General features: G+C 68.4%; 25 protein-coding genes. 6 read left to right on the top strand and 19 right to left on the bottom strand.

Translation table 11 applies throughout. From position 1 onward, the window contains the following. Positions 1 to 34 precede the first annotated feature (34 nt). The 3 genes from ACNO8X_RS19070 to ACNO8X_RS19080 form a co-directional block, all read right to left on the bottom strand. The gene (locus ACNO8X_RS19070; RefSeq protein WP_418002263.1) at positions 35 to 2,323 is read right to left on the bottom strand and encodes a polyribonucleotide nucleotidyltransferase; all 2,289 of its coding nucleotides are present in this window, start codon (positions 2,321 to 2,323) and stop codon (positions 35 to 37) included. 331 nt (positions 2,324 to 2,654) lie between these two features. Beyond that, positions 2,655 to 2,924, bottom strand: coding sequence for a 30S ribosomal protein S15 (gene rpsO / locus ACNO8X_RS19075; RefSeq protein WP_043393753.1), 270 nt, complete (start codon positions 2,922 to 2,924; stop codon positions 2,655 to 2,657). A gap of 91 nt (positions 2,925 to 3,015) precedes the next feature. Then, the gene (locus ACNO8X_RS19080; protein ID WP_418002264.1) at positions 3,016 to 3,990 is read right to left on the bottom strand and encodes a bifunctional riboflavin kinase/FAD synthetase; all 975 of its coding nucleotides are present in this window, start codon (positions 3,988 to 3,990) and stop codon (positions 3,016 to 3,018) included. 80 nt (positions 3,991 to 4,070) lie between these two features. On the opposite strand from ACNO8X_RS19080, the gene mntR reads away from it, so the two are divergent. Then, on the top strand, positions 4,071 to 4,787 hold the full coding sequence (gene mntR / locus ACNO8X_RS19085) for a manganese-binding transcriptional regulator MntR (RefSeq protein ID WP_418002265.1): 717 nt from the start codon (positions 4,071 to 4,073) through the stop codon (positions 4,785 to 4,787). Between the two features lie 71 nt (positions 4,788 to 4,858). Here mntR and ACNO8X_RS19090 read toward each other — a convergent pair whose 3' ends face one another. Genes ACNO8X_RS19090 through ACNO8X_RS19105 form a run of 4 tightly spaced genes read right to left on the bottom strand, consistent with a single transcriptional unit; the run spans position 4,859 to position 8,377 of the window. Beyond that, positions 4,859 to 5,836: a DUF2804 domain-containing protein gene (locus ACNO8X_RS19090; protein ID WP_418002266.1), complete on the bottom strand. Its 978-nt coding sequence runs from the start codon at positions 5,834 to 5,836 to the stop codon at positions 4,859 to 4,861. Positions 5,837 to 5,842: 6 nt separating this feature from the next. Further along, entirely contained in the window at positions 5,843 to 6,742 is a 900-nt protein-coding gene (truB, locus tag ACNO8X_RS19095) for a tRNA pseudouridine(55) synthase TruB (protein ID WP_418002267.1), read from the bottom strand. Continuing rightward, positions 6,739 to 7,404 (bottom strand): 4'-phosphopantetheinyl transferase family protein, encoded by a 666-nt coding sequence (locus tag ACNO8X_RS19100; RefSeq protein ID WP_418002268.1) that lies wholly within the window; start codon positions 7,402 to 7,404, stop codon positions 6,739 to 6,741. The genes truB and ACNO8X_RS19100 overlap by 4 nt, the downstream gene beginning before the upstream one ends. A 31-nt stretch (positions 7,405 to 7,435) precedes the next feature. Further along, positions 7,436 to 8,377: a metallophosphoesterase family protein gene (locus ACNO8X_RS19105; RefSeq protein ID WP_418002269.1), complete on the bottom strand. Its 942-nt coding sequence runs from the start codon at positions 8,375 to 8,377 to the stop codon at positions 7,436 to 7,438. Between the two features lie 164 nt (positions 8,378 to 8,541). On the opposite strand from ACNO8X_RS19105, the gene ACNO8X_RS19110 reads away from it, so the two are divergent. Together ACNO8X_RS19110 and ACNO8X_RS19115 are read left to right on the top strand one after the other, a co-directional pair. After that, complete coding sequence (locus ACNO8X_RS19110; RefSeq protein ID WP_418002270.1) at positions 8,542 to 9,123, top strand: DUF3558 domain-containing protein; 582 nt, start codon at positions 8,542 to 8,544, stop codon at positions 9,121 to 9,123. 59 nt (positions 9,124 to 9,182) lie between these two features. Then, the gene (locus ACNO8X_RS19115; RefSeq protein WP_418002271.1) at positions 9,183 to 10,829 is read left to right on the top strand and encodes a CocE/NonD family hydrolase; all 1,647 of its coding nucleotides are present in this window, start codon (positions 9,183 to 9,185) and stop codon (positions 10,827 to 10,829) included. Here the strand turns inward: ACNO8X_RS19115 and ACNO8X_RS19120 are convergent. After that, positions 10,818 to 11,366 (bottom strand): DUF1802 family protein, encoded by a 549-nt coding sequence (locus tag ACNO8X_RS19120; protein WP_418002272.1) that lies wholly within the window; start codon positions 11,364 to 11,366, stop codon positions 10,818 to 10,820. The two genes, ACNO8X_RS19115 and ACNO8X_RS19120, sit on opposite strands and share 12 nt — an antisense overlap. Further along, the gene (locus tag ACNO8X_RS19125; protein WP_418002273.1) at positions 11,363 to 11,629 is read right to left on the bottom strand and encodes a DUF2277 domain-containing protein; all 267 of its coding nucleotides are present in this window, start codon (positions 11,627 to 11,629) and stop codon (positions 11,363 to 11,365) included. Before ACNO8X_RS19125 ends, ACNO8X_RS19120 begins: the two co-directional genes overlap by 4 nt. Before the next feature lie 71 nt (positions 11,630 to 11,700). On the opposite strand from ACNO8X_RS19125, the gene ACNO8X_RS19130 reads away from it, so the two are divergent. Continuing rightward, on the top strand, positions 11,701 to 12,450 hold the full coding sequence (locus ACNO8X_RS19130) for an enoyl-CoA hydratase (RefSeq protein WP_418002274.1): 750 nt from the start codon (positions 11,701 to 11,703) through the stop codon (positions 12,448 to 12,450). A gap of 53 nt (positions 12,451 to 12,503) precedes the next feature. Here the strand turns inward: ACNO8X_RS19130 and ACNO8X_RS19135 are convergent, their stop codons facing one another. The 7 genes from ACNO8X_RS19135 to rimP form a co-directional block, all read right to left on the bottom strand. Continuing rightward, entirely contained in the window at positions 12,504 to 13,829 is a 1,326-nt protein-coding gene (locus tag ACNO8X_RS19135) for an MATE family efflux transporter (protein WP_418002275.1), read from the bottom strand. Between the two features lie 88 nt (positions 13,830 to 13,917). After that, positions 13,918 to 14,925: a DHH family phosphoesterase gene (locus ACNO8X_RS19140; protein ID WP_418002276.1), complete on the bottom strand. Its 1,008-nt coding sequence runs from the start codon at positions 14,923 to 14,925 to the stop codon at positions 13,918 to 13,920. Further along, positions 14,894 to 15,376: a 30S ribosome-binding factor RbfA gene (gene rbfA, locus ACNO8X_RS19145; RefSeq protein ID WP_418002277.1), complete on the bottom strand. Its 483-nt coding sequence runs from the start codon at positions 15,374 to 15,376 to the stop codon at positions 14,894 to 14,896. The genes ACNO8X_RS19140 and rbfA overlap by 32 nt, the downstream gene beginning before the upstream one ends. 3 nt (positions 15,377 to 15,379) lie before the next feature. Next, positions 15,380 to 18,229 (bottom strand): translation initiation factor IF-2, encoded by a 2,850-nt coding sequence (gene infB, locus ACNO8X_RS19150; RefSeq protein ID WP_418002278.1) that lies wholly within the window; start codon positions 18,227 to 18,229, stop codon positions 15,380 to 15,382. Positions 18,230 to 18,362: 133 nt separating this feature from the next. Next, entirely contained in the window at positions 18,363 to 18,710 is a 348-nt protein-coding gene (locus ACNO8X_RS19155) for a YlxR family protein (RefSeq protein WP_418002279.1), read from the bottom strand. A 26-nt stretch (positions 18,711 to 18,736) separates the two neighbouring features. Further along, on the bottom strand, positions 18,737 to 19,801 hold the full coding sequence (gene nusA, locus ACNO8X_RS19160; RefSeq protein WP_418002280.1) for a transcription termination factor NusA: 1,065 nt from the start codon (positions 19,799 to 19,801) through the stop codon (positions 18,737 to 18,739). Further along, entirely contained in the window at positions 19,798 to 20,352 is a 555-nt protein-coding gene (rimP, locus tag ACNO8X_RS19165; RefSeq protein ID WP_418002281.1) for a ribosome maturation factor RimP, read from the bottom strand. The genes nusA and rimP overlap by 4 nt, the downstream gene beginning before the upstream one ends. Positions 20,353 to 20,430: 78 nt before the next feature. On the opposite strand from rimP, the gene ACNO8X_RS19170 reads away from it, so the two are divergent. Continuing rightward, entirely contained in the window at positions 20,431 to 21,048 is a 618-nt protein-coding gene (locus ACNO8X_RS19170) for a hypothetical protein (RefSeq protein ID WP_418002282.1), read from the top strand. Beyond that, on the top strand, positions 21,045 to 21,512 hold the full coding sequence (locus ACNO8X_RS19175) for a ferritin-like domain-containing protein (protein ID WP_418002283.1): 468 nt from the start codon (positions 21,045 to 21,047) through the stop codon (positions 21,510 to 21,512). The genes ACNO8X_RS19170 and ACNO8X_RS19175 overlap by 4 nt, the downstream gene beginning before the upstream one ends. Before the next feature lie 81 nt (positions 21,513 to 21,593). On the opposite strand, the gene ACNO8X_RS19180 is transcribed toward ACNO8X_RS19175, so the two are convergent. The 3 genes from ACNO8X_RS19180 to ACNO8X_RS19190 form a co-directional block, all read right to left on the bottom strand. Further along, a complete protein-coding gene (locus tag ACNO8X_RS19180) occupies positions 21,594 to 23,339 on the bottom strand; it encodes a proline--tRNA ligase (protein WP_043393715.1) in 1,746 nt (581 codons plus the stop codon). An 11-nt stretch (positions 23,340 to 23,350) separates the two neighbouring features. Next, positions 23,351 to 24,007, bottom strand: a complete 657-nt coding sequence (locus ACNO8X_RS19185) for a VOC family protein (protein ID WP_418005958.1) — start codon at positions 24,005 to 24,007, stop codon at positions 23,351 to 23,353. A 107-nt stretch (positions 24,008 to 24,114) separates the two neighbouring features. Then, entirely contained in the window at positions 24,115 to 24,531 is a 417-nt protein-coding gene (locus tag ACNO8X_RS19190; RefSeq protein WP_418002284.1) for a hypothetical protein, read from the bottom strand. Positions 24,532 to 24,556: the final 25 nt, after the last annotated feature.

The raw sequence follows: 24,556 nt of genomic DNA on the forward strand, positions 1-24,556 counted from the left end.
CACAGCAGGACCCCGGCCGTTGCGCAGATTCTTACTAGGAGTTTGCAGTCGCGGCATCTGCCGGCGCAGTCTCCGAATCGGATCCAGCTTCAGCGGGAGCCTCAGCCGCCGCTGCACCGTCTTCATCCACCAGGATCAGCGAAATCTTCTGACCCTTGCCACGGTTGTCCGCGGAGATGTCCGCGATCTCCACGCGCAGCTTGTCGCCGACGTTCACGACGTCCTCGACCTTCGCGACGCGCTTGCCCTTGCCGAGCTTGGAGATGTGCACCAGACCGTCACGGCCCGGCAGCAGCGAGACGAACGCACCGAAGTCCGTCGTCTTCACCACGGTGCCGAGGAACCGCTCACCGATCTTGGGCAGCTGCGGGTTGGCGATGGCGTTGATCTTGTCGATCGCCGCCTGCGCCGCCTCGCCGTTCGAGGCGCCGACGAACACGGTGCCGTCGTCCTCGATGGAGATGCTCGCACCGGTCTCCTCGGTGATCTGGTTGATCACCTTGCCCTTGGGCCCGATCACCTCACCGATCTTGTCGATCGGCACCTTGATGGTGGTGATGCGCGGCGCGTACGGGCTCATCTCGTCCGGCTCGTCGATGGCCTCGGCCATCACCTCGAGGATGGTCAGACGCGCGTCCTTGGCCTGGGCCAGGGCGCCGGCCAGCACCTTGGACGGGATGCCGTCCAGCTTGGTGTCCAGCTGCAGGGCGGTGACGAACTCCTTGGTGCCCGCGACCTTGAAGTCCATGTCGCCGAAGGCATCTTCGGCGCCCAGGATGTCGGTCAGCGCGACGTAGCGGGTCTCGCCGTCGACCTCGTCGGAGACCAGACCCATGGCGATACCGGCGACCGGGGCCTTCAGCGGCACACCGGCGTTCAGCAGGGCCAGGGTGGAGGCACAGACCGAACCCATCGAGGTGGAACCGTTGGAGCCCAACGCTTCCGAGACCTGGCGGATGGCGTACGGGAACTCCTCGATGCTCGGCAGCACCGGCATCAGGGCCCGCTCGGCCAGCGCGCCGTGGCCGATTTCGCGGCGCTTCGGCGAACCGACGCGGCCGGTCTCACCGGTCGAGAACGGCGGGAAGTTGTAGTGGTGCATGTAGCGCTTGCTGGTCTCGGGTCCCAGCGAGTCGATCTGCTGAGCCATCTTGACCATGTCCAGCGTGGTGACACCCATGATCTGGGTCTCGCCGCGCTCGAACAGCGCGCTGCCGTGTGCCCGCGGGATCACGGCGACCTCGGCCGACAGGGCCCGGATGTCGGTGATGCCACGGCCATCGATGCGGAAGTGGTCGGTCAGGATGCGCTGGCGAACCAGCTTCTTGGTCAGCGAGCGGAACGCCGCGCCGATCTCCTTCTCGCGGCCGGCGTAGGTCTCCGAGTCCACAGTGAGGCGCTGCAGAACTTCCACCTTGATCTCGTCGGTGCGATCGTCGCGCTCCTGCTTGCCGGCGATGGTCAGCGCCTGAGCCAGCGCATCGCTGGCCACGGCGGCCACAGCCTGGAAGGCGTCGTCGGCGTAGTCGGGGAACAGCGGGTACTCGGCGGTCTCCTTACCGGCGGCGTCGTGCAGCTCCTGCTGCGCCTTGCACAGTGCGGCGATGAACGGCTTCGCAGCCTCCAGGCCCTCGGCCACCACGGCCTCGGTCGGCGCACCCGCGCCACCGGCGATCAGGTCGATGACGTTGTCGGTGGCCTCGGCCTCGACCATCATGATCGCGACATCGCCGTCGACCACGCGGCCGGCGACGACCATGTCGAAGACAGCGGTCTCCAGCTGCTCGACGGTCGGGAAGGCAACCCACTGGCCCTCGATGAGGGCGACGCGGACGCCACCCACGGGACCGGAGAACGGCAGGCCCGAGATCTGGGTCGACGCCGATGCGGCGTTGATCGCCAGCACGTCGTACAGATCCTTGGGGTCCAGGCTCAGGACGGTGACGACGACCTGGATCTCGTTACGCAGGCCGGAGACGAACGACGGGCGCAGCGGCCGGTCGATCAAACGGCAGGTCAGGATCGCGTCGGTGGAGGGCCGGCCCTCGCGGCGGAAGAACGAGCCGGGAATGCGGCCCGCGGCGTACATGCGCTCTTCGACGTCGATGGTCAACGGGAAGAAGTCGAAGTGGTCTTTGGGGTTCTTGCTGGCGGTGGTGGCGCTCAGCAGCATGGTCTCGTCGTCCAGGTAGGCGACGACGGAGCCGGCGGCCTGGCGAGCGAGCCGGCCGGTCTCGAAGCGGATGGTGCGGGTGCCGAAGCTCCCGTTGTCGATAACGGCGGTCGATTCGAATACGCCGTCTTCAATTTCAACTGCAGACATGGATGTCGCAATAACCTCTCTGGGGCCCGCCCTATGCGGGTTCCGTTTTTCTGGATCCTCTTTGTTACAGCTGTCGCATCGTCACACGCGAGCATCCAGAAAACCCGAAAACCATCCCGCAAACTGCTGACGGCCGTCGATCGAAGCGGCCGGGGTCATGCCCCGGCAGCCACTACCGAAGACCGCCCCACGAGGTTCAGGCGGACGCTGGTGTGACGTGCCGATGTTTTGAGCACTCGGGCCCAAAACAAATTCATGTTACTACCCGTACCAATGGCCATCGCCAGGCCTGCAGGAGCAGACCTGGCGATGGTGATGAATCAGTGGTGCGTCAGCGACGCAGACCCAGACGCTCGATCAGCGAGCGGTACCGCGCGACGTCGACCTGCGCGACGTACTTGAGCAACCGGCGGCGACGGCCGACCAGCAGCAGCAGGCCACGCCGGCTGTGGTGGTCATGCTTGTGCTGCTTGAGGTGCTCGGTCAGGTCCGAGATGCGCTTGGTCAGCAGGGCGACCTGAGCCTCCGGCGAACCGGTGTCGGTCTCATGCAGGCCGTACTGGCCCAGGATCTCTTTTTTCTGCTCGGTAGTGAGTGCCACGAAACAACTCCATCAATTCGGTCCGCGAAGAACAATCAAGAGCGCAGCCGCCGCGAACTGCAGCACACGCGTCGGGGAGTTTAGCAGGAAGCTACTGCGCAGCCAGAATCGTGCGAGCCCGCTGCGTATCGCGATCCATGGCCACGACCAGGTCATCCACCGAATCGAACTTCTCCTGGCCGCGGATGCGCGAGACGAAATCGACCGCCACGTGCTGGCCGTACAGGTCGGCCTCGGTGTCGAGCACGAAGGCCTCGACGGTGCGGGTGCGCCCGGAGAACGTCGGATTGGTGCCCACCGATACCGCGGCCTGGTAACGCTCCCCCGGTGTCACAGTGCCGACCGAGGGGCCGTGCCCGAGCACGGTGAACCACGCGGCGTAGACGCCGTCGGCCGGGATCGCCGAGTGCATCGGCGGGGCGACGTTGGCGGTCGGGAAACCCAGGCCGCGGCCCCGGCCGTCGCCGCGGACGACGACGCCTTCCACCCGGTGCGGGCGCCCCAGCGCTTCGGTCGCGGCCACCATGTCGCCCGCGTCCACGCAGGACCGGATGTAGGTGGACGAGAACGTGACGGTCTCGGCGCGGTGATGCTCGGCCACCAGCGAGATGCCCTCGACGGCGAACCCGAACCGTTCCCCGGCCTTGCGCAGCAGCGGCACGTTGCCGCCGGCCTTCTTGCCGAAGGTGAAGTTCTCACCGACCACGACCTCGAGGACGTGCAAGCGCTCGACGAGGAGCTCATGCACGTAGCGCTCGGGGGTCAGCTTCATGAAGTCGGTGGTGAACGGCATCACCAGAAACACATCGACGCCGAGTTCCTCGACCAGCTCGGCCCGGCGCGTCAGCGTCGTCAGCTGCGCGGGATGACTGCCCGGCAGGACCACTTCCATCGGATGCGGATCGAACGTCATCAGCACCGTGGGCACGCCGCGGGATCGGCCGGCCTTGACGGCATGGCTGATCAGCTCCGCATGTCCACGATGTACGCCATCGAACACCCCGATGGTGACCACACATCGGCCCCAGTCCGTGGGGATCTCGTCCTGCCCACGCCAGCGCTGCACGACCGCAAGCCTACGGCGCGCCGCTACGGCAGGCACCGTGAGATCCCCGGATCAGGTGACGATTGCCTAAACTTTGTGCTGTGAGTCCTGCAGAAGACGCTGGCAATCCGCCAGATCTATCCCCGGTCGCCCAGGACTACCTCAAAGTCATCTGGACCGCGCAGGAGTGGTCGCGGGAGAAAGTCAGCACAAAGATGCTGGCAGAACGCATCGGGGTGTCGGCGTCGACGGCGTCCGAATCGATCCGCAAGCTCGCCGACCAAGGCCTGGTGCACCACGAGAAGTACGGCGCCGTGACGCTGACCGACATCGGGCGCAGCGCGGCGCTGGCCATGGTTCGGCGGCATCGGCTGATGGAGACGTTCCTGGTGCGCGAGCTCGGCTACGGCTGGGACGAGGTGCACGACGAAGCCGAGGTGCTGGAGCACGCCGTGTCGGACCGGATGCTCGACCGCATCGACGCCAAGCTCGGCTTCCCGACCCGGGACCCGCACGGCGATCCGATCCCGGCGGCCGACGGCCGCGTGCCGACTCCCCCGGCCCGGCAGCTGTCGGCCTGCGCGGACGGCGACGCCGGCACGGTGGCCCGGATTTCCGATCACGACCCCGAGATGCTGCGGTACTTCGACAGCGTCGGGATCACGCTCGATTCCCACCTGCGCGTGGTGGCCCGGCGGGACTTCGCCGGGATGATCTCGGTGGCAGTCAGCGCCGCGGACGCTGCGGATGGCGACGCGGACGCCACCACCGTCGACTTGGGGAACCCCGCGGCCGAAGCGATCTGGGTCGTCGCCTGACTCACGCCGAGCGGCCAGTTATCGCACGCTTTTTCGCGATTTGCGTGCGGTAATTGGCCGCTCGGCGGAAGTCACCAGAGCAGGCTGACCTGTTCGGCCCAGCCGAGTAGGTGCTCGACCGTGATCGTCTGTCCGGCGTCGGTGCGAATGCGTCCGTCGTAGTGGCCGAAGCACTGATGGGTACCGGGTGAGGGGTTTCGGTCGTGGAACGGCGTGAAGACCAGGTCGACCTCATCGGAGTCGGGTGTGCGAATGGACCACGGCGCGAGGAAGTCGCCGTACGTCCACTCCAGTTCGGTGCCGACTTTGGTGAGCCGTCCGTCGACGCAGAGGGCGTTCTCGGTCATGCCGGTGCCCACCGTCCATTTGCCGCCCAGTTGCAGGCCGACGACGTGGCCGTCGGCGTGGCCGGACGCCGCGCCCCAGTTCCAGCGGACCAGCGCCGGCCACCGGCCCCGGCCGTGGTCGAGCACGCCCCAGCCGCCCGTGAAGTCGTAGGTCTGCTCGCCGAGGCGCACCGTGCCCGACGCCGGCCGCGCGGTGTGCTTGGCGGTGTACTGGAATTTTCGGTCACTCCACGGCACCACGACCCCGAGCGTCTCGTGCCCCGGCGGCAGCGACACCGTCAGGTCGCCAGTCAACTGACCATGAGCGGTGTTGCAGGAGAACTGGATTCGGGTTCCGTGGGAGTCTTCGCTGATGTCGATGGCGACCGCGCCGCGGACACTGGCCGGGCCGACGCCCAGGCTCGTCGGCAACGTCACACCGCGAGCCAGCGGCAGCACACCGTTGCGATTGATCTCCCGCCCACCGTATTCGAGAAAGTAGATGTTGTTGACGCCGAGGTAGTCGAGGCTGGAAACGGTGACCGCGACGAGGTGCGTCGGCGTGGTGACGCACCAGTACTCCCAGCGCTTGGTGCGGCCCCAGCCGCGTAAGTTGCAGCGGTGCAACGGGGTTCGGGTCCAGCCCACCGCGTCCGGATTGAGTTTCCCTGACGGCGCACACAGATCGACGGGCGTCGTGATCTCGCGCTCGCGGCTGGCCATGCGCCGTTACAACGTCGCCGGACGCAGCACCACGACACTGCTGGTGCGTTTGGGCCCGTCCTCCAGCAGTGCGATCACGCGCCCGTCGGCGGCGGTCGCGGCGTAGGTGCCTTCGATGCCGGCCGGCGCGAGAGCCCGGCCGTGCCGGGTGTCTTCGGTCTCGGTATCGGTCAGGTCCCTGCGCGGGAACCCCAGCAGACACGCCGCATCCAGCGAATAACTCAAATCGGCGGCGTCAGTCAGCTGTTCCAACGTCCGCGCCTCGTCCAGCCCGTAGCGGCCAACCTTGGTGCGTCGCAACACAGTCAGATGACCACCGACACCGAGCGCCGCGCCGACGTCACGGGCCAGCGCCCGGATGTAGGTGCCCGACGAGCAGTCCACAGTCACGTCGACATCGACGAATTCCTCGACGCGCCGCACCGCGTCAACAGTGAATCGGGAGATCCGCACCCGGCGCGCCGCCAGTTCCGGCGCCTTGCCTTCGCGCACCAGCTTGTACGCCCGCTCGCCGTCGACCTTGATGGCACTGACCGCCGACGGCACCTGATCGATCTCGCCGCGCAACGCCGCCACCGCGTCCTCGATCTGGTCGTCGGTCACCTGGGCGGCGGAAACCGTCTGCAGCACTTCACCTTCGGCGTCCTCGGTCGACGTGGTCTGACCGAGCCGGATGGTCGCAATGTACGTCTTGTCGGTGGCCGTCAGCAGGCCCAGGATCTTGGTGGCCCGCTCGATGCCCACCACCAGGACACCGGTGGCCATGGGATCGAGCGTGCCGGCATGCCCGACCTTGCGGGTGCCGAACAGCCGCCGGCACCGGCCGACGACGTCGTGGCTCGTCATCCCGGCGGGCTTGTCGACGATCACCAGGCCGGGTGGTGGGGCGGGCTTCGACGCTTTCACAGCGAGATCGCCGTCAGGACAAGCCCGTTGGACACCGTGAAACGCCCAGGCAGTTCGATCAGCGGTGGCCCGGATTCGGCTGCCGGGTCGATGAGAATCCGGGACAGGAACGTGCCCGCACTGCCCGTCGAATCCAGCGTGAAGGTGATGTGCGCGTCCTCGAATCCCAGCCACCGGTGCGTCAGCGGGAACCAGGCCTTGTACGTCGCTTCCTTGGCGCAGAACAGGATTCGGTCCCAATGCAGGTCGCCTTCGAGCGTCCCGATGGCGCTCTGCTCTTCCGGCAACGCCACAGCGCCGAGCACGCCCTTGGGCAGCACCCCGTGCGGTTCGGCGTCGATACCGACCGACCGCACCTGCGTGGACCGCGCCACCACCGCGCCGCGAAAGCCCTCGCAGTGCGTCAGGCTGCCGACGATCCCGTCGGGCCAGCACGGTTCGCCCTTCTCGCCCTTGAGGATCGGGACCGGGCCCACATCGAGCTTGCCCAATGCCTCACGGGCGCACTGCCGGACGGTGATGAACTCATTGCGGCGCTTGGCCACCGACCGGGCGATCAGCGGCTCCTCCTCGGGCAGCGGCACGAGATCGACTGCGTCGGAATACCTCTCGGCACTGGCCACCACGTCGGGCAGCACCTGCGCAAGCAGCGCGTCGCTCACAGTGCCACCCCGTTCTTCGCGCGAGCGCTCATCACAAACGCCTCGAATTGATTCGGTCCTGCATCTTCTGCGCGTGCTCCCGCATTTCCTGGGTGATCTCGAAGTGGCCACCGAAGTCGTTGAGGTAGCCAGGTGGGTACTGGGGGTCCGGCAGGATTTGGCGCATCCACCGATAGGGCTTGCGGCGCCGCCACTCTCGCGGGTAACCGACGGAGACTTCCTCGAACCGCACCCCGTCGTAGTAAGTGGTGCGCGGGATGTGCAGGTGGCCGTACACCGAGCAGATGGCGTTGTAGCGGGTGTGCCAGTCCTTGGTCGCGGTGGTGCCACACCACAGCGAGAACTCCGGATAGAACATGGCGTCGCAAGGTTCACGCACCAGCGGGAAGTGGTTGACCAGAACCGTCGACTCCATCCAGTCCAGGTCGTCGAGCTTCTTGCGGGTAATGTTCAGCCGGTCGCGGCACCACGCGTCCCGGGTCGCGTAGGGCTCGCTCGAGAGCAGGAACTCGTCGGTGCCGACGACGTTGCGCTCCTTGGCCAGCGCCAGGCCCTCGGCCTTGGTCGCGGTGCCGGCCGGCAGGAAGCTGTAGTCGTACAGCAGGAACATCGGCACGATCGTCGCCGCGCCGCCCGGGCCGGTCCACACCGGGAACGGATGCTCGGGGGTGACGATGCCCATCTGGTCACACATGTCGACCAGGTAGTCGTAGCGGGACTTCCCGAAGATCTGCATCGGATCCCTGGTGGTGGTCCACAGTTCGTGGTTGCCCGGCACCCAGATGACCTTGGCGAAGCGCTTGCGCAGCAGGTCCAGCGACCACCGGATGTCGTCGGTACGCTCGGCGACGTCGCCGGCGACGATCAGCCAATCGTCCGGCGACGCCGGGTGCAGCGATTCGGTGACCGGTTTGTTTCCGGTGTGCCCGATGTGCAGGTCACTGATTGCCCAAAGGGTCGGCTGGGTCGACACAAAAATCCAGGGTACTTGGGTGGTAGCAACCCCCGCTGTCGTGCCAACCGTCCCGCGCAGTGGGAGAAACTAGAACAGGTTCTCCCATCCTGTCCGGTGTGACCCAGGCGACTTGTAGACTCCCCGCAGTATTGCTCAGAGCTAAGAGGGGTGTCATGGCAGCGATGGCCAGAAAACTGCGTCTGGTGTCAGCGCTGTGTGCGCTCGCGACAGCAGGCGTGGTGGTCACACAGACCAACCCCGTGACGCCCACCGGCGGCGACGCCGTCGAATTGCGCTCCACTTCCGCCCCGATGAGCGCGACCAGCAGCATCAAGTCGCCCATCATCTCCACCACGAACCCGAGCCCGTTCGATCCGTGCGATCAGATCCCGCTCGACGCCATCAACGCCATGGGCCTGGGCTTCACCCCGCCCGACCATGAAGACGGCCTGCGTTGCCACTACGACGCCGGTAACTACCAGATGGCGGTCGAGCCGATCGTCTGGCGGACGTACGAGCAGACGCTGCCGGCCGACGCCGTCGAGCTGAATATCGGCGGGCACCGTGCCGCGCAGTACTGGATCATGAAGCCGACCGACTGGAATGACCGCTGGTGGGTGACCTGCATGATCACCTTCAAGACGAGTTACGGCCTGATCAACCAGTCGATGTTCTACTCGCCTATCGAGTCGCCGGACCGGCCGGACTGCCTGCAGACCAACCTGCAGCGCGCCAACCAGCTGGTGCCGTTCTACAAGTTCTGATTTCGGGTCGCGCCTGAGCTCGAGGACGGCGCGCGACGGTACGGATCGGTACCATCCGAATGGTGAGCTCCCGAATCGCCCGTCTTGGCTCCCGGTTGCTGAGCCGCGTCCTCGACGTCCCGCCTCCGACGACGGACTACACCGTCAGCCGCGTCACCACCCCGATGCGCGACGGCGTCGACCTGGTCGGCAGCCACTTCGCCCCCACCGGAACCGCCAAGGGCACCCTGCTGGTGCGGTGCCCCTACGGCCGCGGCTTCCCGTTCGGTCCGGTATTCGGCGCGACGTACGCCCGCCGCGGCTATCACGTGCTGCTGCAGAGCGTGCGCGGCACGTTCGGCTCCGGTGGCGACTTCGAACCCATGGTCAACGAGATCGCCGACGCCGTGGACACCGCCGCCTGGCTGCGGGACCAGCCGTGGTTCACCGGGTCGTTCGCCACGATGGGGTTGTCGTACCTGGGCTTCACCCAGTGGGCGCTGCTCACCGATCCCCCGCCTGAGCTGAAGGCCGCGATCATCACCGTCGGCCCCCACGACTTCGCCGAGTCGACCTGGGGCACAGGCGCATTCACGCTCGACAACTTCCTGGGCTGGAGCGACATGATGGCCCACCAGGAAGACGCGCGGTTGGCCGTCGGGGTCCGGCAATTCCGGGCACCGCGCCTGGTCTCCCGCACCCACGGCCACGCGCCGGCCGGCGCCGCCGGACGTCAGCTGCTGGGTTCCGGAGCGACCTGGTACGAATCGTGGCTGAGCCACCCCGACGGCACTGATCCGTTCTGGGAGAACATGGCCCTCGCCGACACCCTGGACAAGGTCGACGTGCCGGTGCTGCTGATCGGCGGCTGGCAGGACCTGTTCCTCGAGCAGACCCTGGCCCAGTTTCAGCACCTGCACCAGCGTGGCGTGCCCACCGCGGTCACCATCGGGTCGTGGACCCACAGCCAGGTGATGACCCGCGGTGGCGCCATGGTGCTGCGCGAATCACTGGCCTGGCTCGACACCCATCTGGCCGAGGCAACCCCCGCCCCTGAACGCCCCGCGGTGCGGGTCGAGGTCAACGGGCAGGGCTGGCTGGCCATGCCGGACTGGCCACCGGTCGCCACCGAACTCGAGTTGTACCTGCAGCCCGCGCACCGCCTCGGTGCCACCGCGCCCGCCGACACCGCGCCGCCGTCGCGATTCACGTTCGATCCCGCCGCGCCCACCCCCACGCTCGGCGGCCGGCTGCTGTCATCGGCCGCGGGCTATCAGGAGGATTCCGCGCTGAGCCGGCGGCCCGACGTCGTCGACTTCACCGGTGATCCACTGGCCGAGGACCTGTACCTGATCGGCAACCCGGTGATCGAACTGGCGCTGTCGTGCGACAACCCGAACCGGGATATCTTCGTCCGGCTCAGTGAGGTCGACGCACAAGGCAAGTCCCGCAACGTCAGCGACGGATTCCGCAGGCTCGCAACATCTTTGGGTGAGCCCGAGACACTGCGACTCGAGCTCGACGCCGTCGCGCACCGGATCCCGGCCGGGTCCCGGCTGCGGGTGGTGGTCGCGGGCGGTTGCCACCCCCGGTACGACCGCAACCTCGGCACCGGCGAGCCAGTCGTCTCGGGTGAGCGCATGGTCCCGGCGACGCACACGGTGCATCACGGCGCGGGCGGAGTGTCCCGGCTGCTACTGCCGAAGGTGGCGCTGTCAGCCGACTGAATCCCGCACCCGTTGCGAGATGGCGGCCAGCGTCGCGTCGTCGTACACCGGCGGGCCCCACTCGGGCGTGACGGGCACGTCCACCCAACTGCGGCAGCCCGCGTAATCGGGAGTGCGGGGCAACCGAATCGGCGCCACAAGGGGTTTCGCCTGCGCTACCAGCACCGTCAGCCGGTGCCGGGGCCGGAAATCCAGCCGGTCGTTCTGCACGGATTCAGCAGTCCAGATGTGCAGATCGGCGATGGCGTCCAGCTGCTCCGGTCGCTCTACTGCCACGGCGGCAACGACTTTCGCGCCGCCGCGCAGCAGGATGTCGGTGTCGGTGCTGTCCCCCGCCGCCCGGTCCAGCAGGTCGCTGAACTCGGGCCGGACCCGTGCCGCGTGGCTGTGCTCGACCGTCGGGAAGAACACGAACTCCGGCGCCGATACCTCGAATCGTTTCTCCCCGATGCCGCCCTTGCGCAGCAGTACCGTCTGACGGCCGTCGAGCAGGGCCTGCACCGCCGCGCCCCACTCCTTGAGCGCGGGCGAATTCACTTGGCGGCCAACCTCGCTTGCACCTCGGGTCGCCGCAGCGGCGGCACCGTCTTGGGTGGCTGCCGACGGGCCGGCAGCTGGCTCAGCAGTTTCTCGGTGACGGCCGTGACCTCTGCGACTGCCGCTTCGAAGGCGTCGACATTGGCGGCGGTGGGTCGGGTGATCCCGCTGACCTTGCGGATGTACTGACGCGCGGCGGCCTCGATCTCCTCGGCCGTGGCGGCCGGTTCCAGGCCACGCAGTTCGGTGATGTTGCGGCACATGGCCTCCACGATAGGCCGGTTCGGGCCGCAAGTTACGGTGTCGGTGGGTGACCGCCAAGCAAGGAGCCAACGTGACCGACGTTCTACTCATCGACACCACCGACCGGGTACGCACCCTGACGCTGAACCGGCCCAAGTCCCGGAACGCGTTGTCCTACGAGCTGCGCGACGCCTTCTACGGCGCGCTGCGCCAGGCCGAGGCCGATCCCGACGTCGACGTGGTGATCCTGACCGGCGCGGACCCGGTGTTCTGTGCCGGCCTCGACCTCAAGGAGCTCGGCGAGGGCGCTGATCTGCCGGACATCTCGCCGAAGTGGCCGAACATGACCAAGCCCGTGATCGGCGCCATCAACGGCGCGGCCGTCACCGGTGGCCTGGAGCTGGCGCTGTACTGCGACATCCTGATCGCCTCGGAGAACGCCAAATTCGCCGACACCCACGCGCGGGTCGGCCTGCTGCCGACCTGGGGTCTGAGTGTGCGACTGCCGCAGAAGGCCGGCGTCGGACTGGCCCGCCGGATGAGCCTGACCGGCGACTATCTGTCGGCCGGCGAGGCGCTGCGGGCCGGGCTGGTCACCGAGGTGGTGCCGCACGACGAGCTGCTCCCGACCGCGCGCCGCGTCGCGGCCTCGATCGTCGGCAACAACCAGAACGCTGTGCGCGCACTGTTGGATTCGTACCACCGCATCGACGGCTCGCAGACCGACGCCGGACTCTGGATCGAAGCCGCATCGGCCCGCAAGTGGATGGACTCCTCCAGCGGCAACGACATCGCCGCCAACCGCGACGCCGTCATGCAGCGCGGCCGCACTCAGGTCTAAACCGCCGAACGTGGAGTAGATCGCGAAGGATCTCAAGATCCTCGCGATCTACTTCACGTTGGGCTGGGCTCGTACAGCCAACGGCCGGACAGGGCACGCCAGCCGACGAAGACCAGCCGTAGCACCAGGAAGGTGCTCAGCCCGGACCAGATGCCGGCCAGGCCCCAGCCGAAGGCCAGCGACAACCAGATCAATGGCAGGAAGCCGACGAGCCCGCTGATCAGCGTGGCGTTGCGCATGAACTTCGCGTCGCCTGCGCCCAGCAGCACCCCGTCGAGCGCGAAAACGATTCCGGCGATGGGCAGTTGGGCCACCATGAACCACCACGGAACGCCGATCTGAGCCCGCACGGCGTGGTCGGCGGTGAACACTGCCGGCAGCACGCCGGAGCCCAGCGCGAACACCGCGGCCAGCACCGCCGCGGCGGCGGCCGAATACACCGTCACGCGCCACGCCACCGTCTTGGCGTGACCCGGCTCCCCCGCCCCAAGAGCCGCGCCGACCAGCGACTGTGCCGCGATCGCCAACGAATCCAGCACCAGCGCAAGGAAATTCCACAGCTGCAGCACCACCTGATGAGCGGCGACGGCAGCCGCACCGAACCGGGCCGCGACCGCACCCGCGGACAGGAAGCACACCTGGAAGGCCAGGGACCGCAGCACGAGATCGCGGCCCATGGTCAGTTGGGCGCGCAGCACGTCGGGCCGTAGCCGCAGCGAAACCCGTTCGGACAGTAGCGCATACCCGAACAACGCCGCGGCGATCCACTGCCCGATCAGGTTCGCCACCGCCGAGCCCGTCAGGCCGAGCCGCGCAAACCCGAGCCATCCGAAGACCAACAGCGGGCACAGCACCGCTGAAATACCCACGCCGACAAGCACATACCGCAGTGGCCGGACCGTGTCCTGCACGCCGCGCAGCCAGCCGTTGCCGGCCAGAGACACCAGGATGGCCGGCACCGCCAGGATCGCGATGCGCAACCACGGCAGAGCCGTCGCGGCGATGCCGCCACCGGAGCCGGCGATGGCCGTCAGCAGTACCGGCGCCAGCGCCTCCACCACAACCACGATCAGCACGCCCAGGGCCAGTGCCAGCCAAGTCGCCTGCACACCCTCCCCAACGGCACCGGCGCGGTCACCGGCACCGAAGCTGCGGGCCGAACGCGACGTCGTGCCGTACGACAGGAAAGTCAGCTGCGAACCGACCAGGCTCAGGATCAGCCCGCCCACCGCCAGGCCGGCCAGTGGCAGCGCGCCCAACCGGCCCACCACAGCGGTGTCCAGCAGGAGGTAGATGGGCTCGGCGGCGAGCACCCCGAGCGCGGGGAAGGCCAGCCCCGCGATGCGTCGACCGGTGACCTCGGTGGTCACGACGCGCACGCTCGTCGGCCGCGAGCGGCCCGCAAATGCACGCCAAACACGGCGTGTCGGGGTACAAACACGGCCGCTCGCGGGGAAGGGGAAAACACTAACTCAGAGCGGCGATGAGGGCCGCGACGACGTCGTCGGCGCTACCGGTCGGTGAGTAGCCCGCCGCGAACCGGTGACCACCGCCGCCGAAGGTACTGGCCAGCACTGATACGTCGACCTCGGTCTTGGCGCGCAGCGACACCGACCATTCACCTGGCGCGATCTCCTTGAGCACCGCAGCCACCTCGGCCTCAGACGTGGTGCGCACGATGTCGATGATGCTCTCGACCTCTTCCGATCGCGCAGCCGCATATTCCTCGTGCGACACAACGGCGTACACCAGACCCTTGCCGGCGGCGGCGTCGGGCACCAGGCACGCCGTCGACAGCACCCGGGACAACATGGGTAGCCACAAGTACGGGTGGGTGTCGAACAGCGCTCGGCTGACCGCGGCGTTGTCCACACCGATGTCCAGCAGTCGTGCCGCCAAGCGGTAGGCGCGGGCGCTGGCCCACCGGAACGAACCGGTGTCGGTGGTCAGCCCGGCATACAGACAATGCGCCACCGGCAGGTCGATCGATTTACCCCAGGCGTCGAGTAGTTCGGCCACCAGCATGGTGGTCGAATCTGCCGACGGGTCAACATAATTCGCAGTGCCGAACAACCGGTTCGAGGCGTGGTGATCGATCACCAGCACCTGCCGTTCGGGATCCGCCAGCTTGGCCAACGACCCCAGCCGGTTCACACTCGGGATATCGACGGTGACCACCAGGTCGGCATCGGGACGCATCTGGTCCGGCGGCACCAAGAGGTGCCCGCCGGGCAGAGTCTGCAACGACTCCGGCACCGCCGCGGGTGCGGCGAAGCCGACCTGCACGTCTTTGCCACATTCGTTGAGGACCAATGCGAGCGCGAGGCCCGCCCCGATGGTGTCGGCGTCGGGGTACACGTGGGCGACCACGCTGACACTGTCGACCGCACCGAGTAGATCGGCCGCACCGCGCGCGTCAACCCGCGCGCCCTGCGGCCGAGTCTCAGTCGTCGGTTCGATCGCCGTCACCCTCATCCTTGGGGTCCTCGGATGCGTCCTCACTGACACGGTACGGATCGGCGTCACCGGCGTGCGTGGCACCCTCGCGGATCCGCGCCACATCCTCGTCAGCGGCACGGGCCCGGGCCAGCAGCTCCTCCATTTTCAGAGCCGCATCGGGCACGGTGTCGCGCTCGAAAGTCAGTGTCGGGGTGAAGCGAACTCCGGTCCCCGCACCGACTCTCGTGCGCAACGCACCCTTGGCCTTCTCCAGGGCAGCCGCGACGCCGGCATAGTCCGGCTCTTCGTCGAGGCTGGTCCCGATGACGGTGTAGTACAGCGTGGCGTCGTGCAGATCACCGGTCATCTTGGCATCGGTGATCGTCACGCCGTCGAGCCGCGGATCCTTGATCTCGTACTCGATCGCCGAAGCGACGATCGTCGAGATGCGCTTGGCCAATCGCTTGGCGCGTGCTGGATCTGCCATCGCTTACGTACGAGCCTTCTCGACGAGTTCGTACGTCTCGATGACGTCGCCTTCCTTGATGTCGTTGTAGGTCAGCGTCAGACCGCATTCGTAACCTTCGCGCACCTCGGTGGCGTCGTCCTTCTCACGCTTGAGCGAGGACACCGTGAGGTTCTCGGCGATGACGATGTTGTCGCGCAGCAGGCGGGCCTTGGCGTTACGCCGCATGAGGCCCGACTGCACGAGGCAACCAGCGATGTTGCCGATCTTCGACGACCGGAAGATGGCGCGGATCTCGGCGCGGCCGAGCTCCTTCTCCTCGTAGACCGGCTTGAGCATGCCCTTGAGCGCGCTCTCGATCTCGTCGATGGCCTGGTAGATCACCGAGTAGTACCGGATCTCGACACCCTCGCGGTTCGCCAGCTCGGTCGCCTTGCCTTCGGCACGGACGTTGAAGCCGATGATGATCGCGTCCGAAGCCGAAGCCAGGTTGACGTTCGTCTCGGTCACGCCACCGACACCACGGTCGATGACGCGCAGTTCCACCTCGTCGTCGATCTGGATGCCCATCAAGGCCTCCTCGAGCGCCTCGACGGTGCCCGAGTTGTCGCCCTTGAGGATCAGGTTCAGCTGGCTGGTTTCCTTCAGCGCCGAATCCAGGTCTTCCAGGCTGATGCGCTTGCGCGAACGTGCGGCCAGCGCGTTGCGCTTGCGCGCGCTGCGCCGGTCGGCAATCTGGCGGGCGATGCGGTCCTCGTCGACGACCAGCAGGTTGTCGCCGGCGCCGGGCACCGAGGTGAAGCCGATCACCTGGACCGGACGTGACGGCAGCGCCTCGTGGACGTCCTCACCGTGCTCGTCGACCATGCGACGGACGCGGCCGTAGGCGTCACCGGCGACGATCGAGTCACCGACCCGCAGCGTGCCGCGCTGGATCAGCACCGTGGCGACCGGACCGCGACCGCGGTCCAGGTGCGCCTCGATGGCCACACCCTGGGCTTCCATGTCGGGGTTGGCCCGCAGGTCGAGCGAGGCATCCGCGGTCAGCAGCACTGCTTCGAGCAGACCGTCGATGTTGGTGCCCTGCTTGGCCGAGATGTCCACGAACATGGTGTCGCCGCCGTACTCCTCGGCCACCAGGTTGTACTCGGTCAGCTGCGCCCGGATCTTCTGCGGATCCGCGCCTTCCTTGTCGATCTTGTTGACCGCCACCACGATCGGCACATCAGCGGCCTGAGCGTGGTTGATGGCCTCCACCGTCTGCGGCATGACGCCGTCGTCGGCGGCGACCACCAGGATCGCGATGTCGGTGGCCTTGGCACCACGGGCACGCATGGCGGTGAACGCCTCGTGACCCGGGGTGTCGATGAACGTCACCAGACGCTCGTTGCCATCCAGCTCGGTCAGCACCTGGTACGCGCCGATGTGCTGGGTGATGCCGCCGGCTTCGCCCTCGCGGACGTTCGCCTTACGGATGGTGTCCAGCAGTCGGGTCTTACCGTGGTCGACGTGGCCCATGACGGTGACCACAGGCGGCCGGCTGGCCAGGTCGTCCTCGTCGCCGGCGTCCTCGCCGTAGGTGAGGTCGAACGACTCGAGCAGCTCGCGGTCCTCGTCCTCCGGGGACACGACCTGCACGACGTAGTTCATCTCGCCGCCCAGCAGCTCGAGGGTCTCATCGCCCACCGACTGGGTGGCGGTGACCATCTCGCCCAGGTTGAACAGCGCCTGCACCAGCGAAGCCGGGTTGGCGTTGATCTTCTCGGCGAAGTCGCTCAGCGACGCGCCGCGAGCGAGGCGGATGACCTCGCCGTTGCCATGCGGCAACCGCACGCCACCGACGATCGGGGCCTGCATGTTCTCGTATTCGGCGCGTTTCGCGCGCTTCGACTTACGGCCACGACGGGGCGCGCCACCGGGACGCCCGAAGGCACCCGCTGCACCGCCGCGCTGACCGGGACGACCGCCGCCACCACCGGGGCCACCGCCACCGGGAGCGCCGCCGCCACCGGGGCGACCACGGAAGCCACCAGCAGCACCTGCGCCGGCACCAGCACCACCGCCGGCGCCACCGCCGCGGTAGTTACCGCCGCCACCGGCACCGCCGGGACGAGGGCCGCCTGCGCCGCCACCCGGACGCGGACCGCCACCGGGGCGCGGACCGCCCGGACGACCGACGGCACCCGGACGGGCACCTGGCGGACGCGGAGGCATGTTGCCCGGCGTGACACCGGGACGCGGGCCGCCACCCGGACGGGGGCCACCGGCGCCGGGGCCCGGACGGGGTCCACCGGGGCCGGCCTGCGGACGCGGTGCCGGCCGGTCGACCGGCTGCTGGGAAGAGAAGGGGTTGTTGCCGACGCGCGGAGCCCGCGGGGCCGGCTTGGGTGCGCCGGGTCGCGGACCCGGAGTAGCACCCGGGGTGGCCGGACGCGGCTGGGCCGGAGCCGCCGAAGCGGCGGGCGCTGCCGGCTCCGGCGCGGCCGGTGCCTGGGGCTGCGGAACAGCAGGCTTGGGCGCACCGGGCTTGGGTCCACCGGCGGCAGGTGCCGACGGTGCGACTACCTCTGCTGCCGGAGCTGCGGCCGGCGCTGCCGGTGCAGGTGCGGCGGGTGCCGCGACGGGTGCCGGCTTGGGTGCGCCGGGCTTCGGGGCACCCGACGGCCGGGCGGCCGCGGGCGCGGCCGGCGCCTCGGACTTGGCGGGCTTGCCGCCGCCGAACGCCTCACGCAACCGGCGTGCGACGGGCGCCTCCACAGTGGAGGACGCAGATTTAACGAATTCGCCCTGTTCGCTCAGCCGGGCGAGTACTTCCTTGCTGGTCACACCGAGTTCTTTGGCCAACTCGTGTACGCGTGCCTTACCTGCTGCCACTTCTCTCCTCATCGTGAGGCGTCAGCGGTAGTAGGCCGCGCCTCGGTTTAGCTATGACGCATGGTCATCGGGACTTCACGGTGTGCTCATGTTCTTCGCTACCTGTTCTGGTTGCTGTGGTGTTCAGGGCCCATCAGGCCGGTATGGCACTGAAGAACTCTTCGACCGCAGAGGTGTCCGGCGAACCGGTGATGCGCAACGCTCGGGCGAATGCTCGCCGCCGAACTGCCGCGTCGAGGCACTGCTGAACGGGGTGCAACCACGCACCCCGACCCGGCAGGTTACCCGCTGAATCGACCGAGACGGCGCATTTACCGTCCCCGTCGCGTACAGCTGCCACTCGAAGCAAGTCGACGGCCAGCTCTCGTTTCCGGCAGCCGATGCAGGTACGCACCGGGGCTGTCGGAGTCTCGCGCTGGATCACAGTGCAGTCTACCGTCTCGGGGCCCTTGAACTTCAATCGCGGTCGCGGCCCCGACACGCCGCCGGTAACTGCGGGTTCTCGCCTCAGCGGTCGCGGCCACCACCATGGCCTGCCGACCGGCCGCCGGCGTCGGCCTCCCGACCCCCTGCCGGCGCACCCGCACCGTCGGCGTCGCTGCGGATGTCGATGCGCCAACCGGTGAGCCGCGCCGCCAGACGCGCGTTCTGGCCCTCCTTGCCGATCGCCAGCGACAGCTGGAAATCGGGCACCACGACCCGCGCCGCGCGCTGCAACTCGTCGATCACCGTCACCGACACGACCTTGGCCGGCGACAGCGCGTTGGCGACAAACTTCGCCGGGTCCTCGTCGTAGTCGATGATGTCGATCTTCTCGCCCGAGAGCTCGCTCATCACGTTGCGCACGCGCTGACCCATCGGTCCGATGCAGGCGCCCTTGGCGTTCAGCCCCGGCACCCGCGACGCGACGGCGATCTTGGACCGGTGTCCGGCCTCACGTGCGACGGCGACGATCTCCACCGACTCGTCGGCGATCTCGGGGACCTCCAGCGAGAAGAGCTTGCGAACCAGGTTCGGGTGGGTCCGCGACAGCGTGATGACGGGTTCGCGGGCGCCGCGGGCCACCCCGACGACGTAGCAGCGCACGCGGTCGCCGTGCACGTAGCTCTCCCCCGGCACCTGCTCGGCGGCCGGGATCACACCCTCGGAGCCCTTGGCCTCGGTGCCGACCCGGACCACCACCAGGCCGCGGGCGTTGGCCCGGGCGTCGCGCTGGATCACGCCGGCGACGATGTCGCCCTCGCGGGCCGAGAACTCACCGTAATTCTTCTCGTTCTCGGCGTCGCGCAGCCGCTGCAGGATGACCTGCCGCGCGGTGGTCGCCGCGATCCGGCCGAATCCCTCTGGGGTGTCGTCCCACTCGTGGATGACGGTCCCGTCGGTGTCGGTCTGACGCGCGATCACCCGCACGATGCCCGACTTGCGGTCGATGTCGATGTACGCGTCGGGCTCGTGCCCTTCGGTGTGGCGGTATGCAGTCAGCAGCGCCGTCTTGATGGTGTCGACGACGACGTCGACCGTGATTCCCTTGTCCGCCTCGATGGCATGTAGTGCCGCCATGTCGATGTTCATCCCTCGGCCCCCTCTCCGGTCATACCCGCCAGCTCCAGTTCCCGGCGATTGGGTGGTGAAAATTCAACCTGTACAACAGCTTTCGTAATATCCGCGAGCTCGACGGTGGTCACCGACAGCACGCCACGGTTGGCGACGACCAGTTGGATCGCGCTGCCGTCATGCTCGCCCAGCCGGCCCGTCAGCGACTTGCCGTCGGCCAGGGTCAGCTCGACCTTGCGACCACGGGCGCGGCGGTAGTGCCGCTCCGCGGTCAGCGGACGCTCCACACCGGGCGAGGTGACCTCCAGCACATACGGCTCGGAATCGGCGGTCACCTGGTCCAGCAGCTCGGCTGCGACGCGCGACAGGTCGGCGACCGCATCCAGGTCCAGACCCGAGTCACCATCGGCCACCACGACGATCCGCGGGGGGCGTGCGGCGGCGTCCACCCGCACGTCCTCGATGTCGTATCCGGCGTCCGCGAAAGCACTGCTGAGCAGCTCAAGCACCTGGCCTGTGGTCGGTAACCGACTGGGTGGCAGCGGTTGTTCCGGCGTGTCCCGGGCCACGGCGAGCTCCTCATCTTGAGTTGTGCGGACAGGGCCCCCAGAAGGGTGAACCCGGTACCAACGATACGCCAGCAGCGCATGACCGAATGGCAATCGCGGCTGCGGCACCGGAGAACATCCAGCCGGACGGTGCCGGGCAGCCGGTATCGGCAATGGCAGGATGTGGCTGTGCCGCACACCGAAACCACCGTCAGCCGACGGCGTGTCCTGCTGGGCACGGCCGCACTGGCGCTGCTCGGCGGCGCGGTGTCGGCTTGCGGATCGGCACCGCAGCGCGATCCCGCCCTCGACATCCTGAACGCCGAACTCGACCGGGCCCGCAAGGACAGTCAGCTGGCCACTTCCGCCACCACCGGCGTGCCGCCCCAAGTGGCGGCGGCACTGACGGCCGTCGCGGCGCTGCGGGACGCGCACGCCCGGGCACTGGCCGACGAACTCACCCGGATGGGCAGCCCGCCGCCGGCCGTACCGTCGTCCACCACCGAGACGTCGGCGACCCCGGCCGCGACCACCAGCGCCACGCCGCCACCGGCGCCCCCGACACCTCAGGAAGTCGTTGCGGCGCTGGAACAGGCGGCTGACAGCACGGGCCGAGCCGCAGCCGGTCAATCCGGTTACCGCGCCGGTCTGCTGGCGTCGATCTCCGCCGCCTGCACCGCGGCACACACCGTCACGCTTGCCGGGCAGGCACCATGACCAGCCCGCAACCCACCCCGACGCGGCCGGGCAGCCCTGCCGACGCCGCGCTGTACGACGCGGTTGCTGCCGAGCACGGCACCATCTACGGCTACGGCCTGGTGTCGGCGCACACCACACCCGACGTCAATGATCTGGTCGCCCAGGCCATGGCCCGGCATCGGGCGAACCGCGAAGCCGCCATCACCGCACTGGCGGGACGCTCGGTGCCCGCGCCACTGCCCGCCGCGGGCTATCAGCTCCCGATCGACGCCAACAACCCCGGCGACGCGGCCAAGCTGGCCTTGCAGATGGAAGAGGAGACCGCCGTCGCCTGGCGCGCGGTCGCCGAGCAGGCCACCACCTCCGAAGACCGGGCCCTAGCCGTCAAGGCTCTCACCGACAGCGCGGTGCTGGCCGCGCGGTGGCGCGCGGTGCTCGGCGTGACGCCGGCCGTCGTGGCATTCCCCGGCGGCGCCGAGTAGTCCACTCATTGCGCCGAGTGGCCAGTTATCGCACGGCTTTTCCGCAAAACGCGTGCAACAACTGGCCGTTCGGCGGTCGGGCTATCCCGCCAGTGCTGCCGTGATCGCGGCCGCGGCGCCGTCGGCCGGAACCTCGGTCTTCTCACCGGTGTGCCGGTTGCGCAGCTCGACGGTGCCGTCTGCCCAGCCGCGGCCGACCACGACGATCCACGGCACACCCAGCAGCTCGGCGTCCTTGAACTTCACGCCCGGCGAGGCGGTGCGGTCGTCGAACAGCACGTCGAGGCCGAGCCGGTCGAGTTGGCCGGCCAGCTCGGTCGCACCGGTGCGGGCTTCGGCGTCCTTGTTCGCGATGACCACGTGCACGTCGAAAGGCGCGACGGAACTCGGCCAGCGCAGCCCGAGCTCGTCGTGGTGCTGCTCGGCGATCACCGCGACCATGCGCGACACCCCGATGCCGTAGGAGCCCATGGTCAGCCGCACCGGCTTGCCGTTCTCGCCGAGCACGTCGGCACTGAAGGCGTCGGTGTACTTGCGGCCCAGCTGGAAGACGTGCCCGATCTCGATGCCGCGGGCCGACACCAGCGGCCCGGCACCGTCGGGTGACGGGTCGCCGTCGCGGACGTCGGCGGCCTCGATGGTGCCGTCGGCCACGAAGTCACGGCCCGCGACCATTCCGACGATGTGCTTGTTCGGCGCGTCGGCGCCGGTGATCCAGGACGAGCCGTCGACGATCCGCGGGTCGACCAGGAAGCGAATACCGTTGTCCAACAAGGCTTTCGGACCAACATAGCCCTTCACCAGGAACGGGTTGGCGGCGAAATCGGCGTCATCGAGCAGCGCGTACTCCGCGGGCTCGAGCGCCGCGCCGAGGCGCTTCTCGTCGATCTCGCGGTCACCCGGCACACCGATGCCGAGCAGTTCCCATTCGCCGCCCGGCTGACGCACCTTCAGCAGCACGTTCTTCAGGGTGTCGGCGGCGGTGATCTCGCGGCCCAGACCGGCCGTGTTGGCCCAGTCCACCAGGGTGGCGATGGTCGGGGCGTCGGGAGTGTCGTGCACGACGGCCGCGGGCTGGCCGTCGATCGGCAGCGACTCGGGCACCGCGGTGACGACAGCTTCGACGTTGGCCGCGTAACCGGACTGCACGCAGCGCACGAAGGTGTCCTCGCCGACCTCGCTCTCGGCCAGGAACTCCTCGGAGGCGCTGCCGCCCATGGCGCCCGACACCGCGGACACGATGACGTACTTGACCGCCAGCCGGTCGAAGATGCGCTGGTAGGCCTCGCGGTGCGCCTCGTAGGCGTCCTTGAGTCCACTGTCGTCGATATCGAACGAGTACGAGTCCTTCATGATGAACTCGCGGCCGCGCAGGATGCCGGCGCGGGGACGCGCCTCGTCGCGGTACTTGGTCTGGATTTGGTACAGCCGCAGCGGGAAGTCCTTGTACGACGAGTACTCCCCCTTGACCGTCAAGGTGAACATCTCCTCGTGGGTGGGTCCCAGCAGGTAGTCGTTCTTGCGGCGGTCCTGCAGACGGAACAGGTTGTCGCCGTACTCGGTCCATCGATCCGTGGTCTCGTAGGGCGCCCGCGGCAGCAGCGCCGGGAACAGGATCTCCTGGGCGCCGATGGCGTTCATCTCACTGCGGACGACGGCCTCGATCTTGCGCAGCACCTTCAGGCCGAGCGGCAGCCAGCTGTACAGGCCGGGCGCGATGGGGCGGACGTAGCCGGCCCGGATCAGCAGCTTGTGGCTCGGCACTTCGGCGTCGGCGGGGTCGTCGCGCAGGGTGCGCAGGAACAGCTCGGACATGCGGGTGATCACGGGAGGCCAGCCTAGTCGCGGCCCTGCCAGGTACAGACACACACCTCATTGCCTTCGGCATCGGCGAGCACCCAAAATGCGGGGGCTGCCCCGTCACTGAGCAGCACACCGCCCGCGGCCAGCGCCGCCGCGATCCGTGCCGGGGCCTCGTCGTGCGGAACGTCGACGTCGAGATGGATCCGGTTGCGCTGCGGCCGCGGGACGTCCATCTGCTGGAACCACAGCGCCGGGCCGCGACCGGTCGGGTCGACGAGTCCCCCGCTCAGATCCGACGGACCCGCTTCGTCCACATAGCCGGTGACGGCCCGCCAGAACGGGCGGACCGCGGGGATGTCGAGGGCATCGATCGCGATCTCGAGGGCCTGCACCGATACCCCGCCCCCCGTGGTCATTTCGCCGCGCGCGGCAAGGCACTCCGAGATGCGCCGCGCCAGCGCGATGTCGTGCGCCGTGACGCCCTCGGCCGAGCGCACTCGCAGCACGACGCGGTCGGCACGTATATCGATGGTCAGGTGCCCCTGCGACGCTGAGCCGGTTTTCTCGACCACCGCCGTCGCCAGCGCCGCGGCAGCTGCCAGGCCGGACGTCAGCACCTCGGCGTACACCGCACCCAGCACCAAACGCCAGCCCAGCGGACTCACCGCATCGGAAATCTCATGGCGCAGCATCATGATTCGGTCCCCGCGACCACGTCGCAACCCCTGGCAGTCATGCCTCCTGCATAGCACTGCGGTGCCGGGTGCCGGTCAGATTCTCGCGCTGTCGGCGGTCACTCTCAGAGCAGCGCCTGGTTCACCACGCGCTCGTAGGCACTCTTGTCCGCCGCGGTGACCGACGGGCCGAACTGCACCACGATGTTCATCGCCTCGAAGGTGCTCGGCGTGGCGCCGGAGTAGCTCGCGGCTGCGCCCGTGGTGGAGAACACCAGCACCGTGACCGTGTCCGTCTCGATGGCCTCGATGCACCTGATGTCTGGACATTTCTGCTCGGCCACGTCCCGCGGGTTCGACACGGCCAGGCCCGCCGCGCCCATGTCCTTCACCACTTCCGCAGCGGTGACGGTGTTGAGAACCGGGGCCCCCGACACCGCACCGGCCTGTGGGCCGGGAGCCGGTGGCCGCTGGCACGCGGTGACCGCGGTGGCGGCCAGCACGGTCGCGATGAGCATCGTCCGAGCGCCAGTAGCCGTCATACGCCATGTGTAGCAGCGGAACCTG

Origin of the sequence: Mycobacterium sp. PDNC021, assembly GCF_048282635.1 — a bacterium.
Classification (GTDB): Bacteria; Actinomycetota; Actinomycetes; order Mycobacteriales; family Mycobacteriaceae; genus Mycobacterium; species Mycobacterium llatzerense.

Excerpts from the sequence above, each read along its gene's own strand:
- ACNO8X_RS19070 (WP_418002263.1), bottom strand. The coding sequence starts at position 2,323 with ATGTCTGCAGTTGAAATTGAAGACGGCGTATTCGAATCGACCGCCGTT.
- ACNO8X_RS19090 (WP_418002266.1), bottom strand. The coding sequence starts at position 5,836 with ATGGCCAGCCGCGAGCGCGAGATCACGACGCCCGTCGATCTGTGTGCG.
- ACNO8X_RS19110 (WP_418002270.1), top strand. The coding sequence starts at position 8,542 with ATGGCCAGAAAACTGCGTCTGGTGTCAGCGCTGTGTGCGCTCGCGACA.
- ACNO8X_RS19115 (WP_418002271.1), top strand. The coding sequence starts at position 9,183 with ATGGTGAGCTCCCGAATCGCCCGTCTTGGCTCCCGGTTGCTGAGCCGC.
- ACNO8X_RS19125 (WP_418002273.1), bottom strand. The coding sequence starts at position 11,629 with ATGTGCCGCAACATCACCGAACTGCGTGGCCTGGAACCGGCCGCCACG.
- ACNO8X_RS19140 (WP_418002276.1), bottom strand. The coding sequence starts at position 14,925 with ATGAGGGTGACGGCGATCGAACCGACGACTGAGACTCGGCCGCAGGGC.
- rbfA (WP_418002277.1), bottom strand. The coding sequence starts at position 15,376 with ATGGCAGATCCAGCACGCGCCAAGCGATTGGCCAAGCGCATCTCGACG.
- nusA (WP_418002280.1), bottom strand. The coding sequence starts at position 19,801 with ATGAACATCGACATGGCGGCACTACATGCCATCGAGGCGGACAAGGGA.
- ACNO8X_RS19170 (WP_418002282.1), top strand. The coding sequence starts at position 20,431 with ATGACCGAATGGCAATCGCGGCTGCGGCACCGGAGAACATCCAGCCGG.
- ACNO8X_RS19175 (WP_418002283.1), top strand. The coding sequence starts at position 21,045 with ATGACCAGCCCGCAACCCACCCCGACGCGGCCGGGCAGCCCTGCCGAC.
- ACNO8X_RS19185 (WP_418005958.1), bottom strand. The coding sequence starts at position 24,007 with ATGCTGCGCCATGAGATTTCCGATGCGGTGAGTCCGCTGGGCTGGCGT.
- ACNO8X_RS19190 (WP_418002284.1), bottom strand. The coding sequence starts at position 24,531 with ATGACGGCTACTGGCGCTCGGACGATGCTCATCGCGACCGTGCTGGCC.